This window comes from Parasphingomonas frigoris (genome assembly GCF_036663815.1).
In the GTDB taxonomy this organism is placed as follows: Bacteria; Pseudomonadota; Alphaproteobacteria; order Sphingomonadales; family Sphingomonadaceae; genus Sphingomonas.
On record NZ_JAXOJQ010000042.1, the window covers coordinates 1 to 1466 of the forward strand.

Genomic DNA, 1466 nt, shown 5'->3' on the forward strand with positions numbered 1-1466 from the left:
CCCTTGTACGGGATGTCCTTCTCGCGGTTGACCAGTGCGTGGCCGACCAGTGGGGCGGAGAACCGCATCGCGAAGTAGAGCTTGCGGCCGGGCGCCCAGCCGCGTGTCTCGCGAAAGCCGGTGAGCACGCCGTCGTCGCGCAGGTGCAGCCCCGACCACAGGATCTTGCCGGGGTAATTGTAGAGCGACGAGCGGAGGTCGACCACGAGATGCGCGGCCTTGCCCTTGGGGAAGGCGTAGCGATGTACGCCGATGCGGGTGCCTGCGGTCATTTCCGCGCGCACGCCGGGACCTTCGAGGGTGACCGCGTAATAGCCGGGCTTGGCGACCTCGGTGGCGTGCGAAAAACGCGAGCGATAGCCGGGCGCGGCTGGCGTGCCGGGGTCCATCGGCACAGTGTCGCCCGATACCGGCATGACGAGGATGTCGCCGAGATCGGAATGTCCCGCGCCCGAGAAATGCGTGTGGCTGAACCCCTCGATCGTCGGGTCGTCGTAGCGATAGCCGGCGGCGTGGCCGTAGCAGGTGCGGATCACGCAGGACGTATCGGTATCCGGCGACAACTGGACCATGCCGAACGGTGCGACTGCGCCTGGGAACGTGTGGCCTTCGCCGCCGGTGCCGATGAACGGATCGACCGCATCGCTCGGTTTGGCGCCATCCTGCGCGAAGGCGGGGCCGGCGAGGATCGTGGTGAACAGCGCACCCATGAGGCACGATCGCGTGAAGCTGAACATCGAGGTCACCCGTTCGGAGGGAAATAGGCGAGGGAGCTTGCCGGGTGCCAGATGAACCATGTCGCGCACATCCCCTCTATTCGTTCGGTCGTCAGACTGGCTTCATCGCCAGCTCTTGCGCAACCGCAGAAGTGGATTAGAACATCAAATTGGATAATTCAAACGAACAGTTTGGAAGCGGGGGGATGCAGAACATGGTCTTCGGATCGGGGCTATATGCCGCGTATTCACCGGATGCGAATAGTGCGCGCTTGCCAAGCCTTCGCAATCGCGGGATCACTTCGCCGCCAGCATCGAAGTCGCGACGTCGCGACGGACGGCGGCTTCGTCTTCTGTTCTCCAGCATGGATGATCGGTCCGCATGACTCTTCAAACGCCGCCGCGTCTGTCGGGGACCAACCTCGAGCGTGCCGCAGATCACAACCAGCGCGTGACGCTGCATGCCATTCGCCTCGGCGGGTCGCTGACGCGGATCGACCTCGCACGGATCACCGGGCTGACCGGACCGGCGATCGCCAACATCACGCGGCGGCTGTTGCAGGAAGGGATGATCGAGGAGGCCGGGCAGCGCCGCGGCGGGCGGGGTCAACCGCCGACCAAACTCGTCGTCCGGGCCGACGCGTGCTACTCGATCGGCGTCAATATCGACCGCGACCATATCACGATCGTGCTGGTCGATTTCCTCGCGCAGATCCTCGCGCGCAAGTCGATCGAGATCAGCTTCGCGCT

1 protein-coding gene and 1 pseudogene are annotated in these 1466 nt (G+C 64.6%); one reads left to right on the forward strand and one right to left on the reverse strand.

Annotation, left to right across the window (positions count from 1 at the left end; translation table 11 throughout):
* Positions 1–737 (reverse strand): annotated as a pseudogene (locus U1872_RS22280) (glycoside hydrolase family 92 protein); the annotation flags it as partial.
* A gap of 361 nt (positions 738–1098) precedes the next feature.
* On the opposite strand from U1872_RS22280, the gene U1872_RS22285 reads away from it, so the two are divergent.
* The coding region (locus U1872_RS22285; protein ID WP_332795054.1) for a MarR family transcriptional regulator at positions 1099–1466 on the forward strand (368 nt) is incomplete at its 3' end.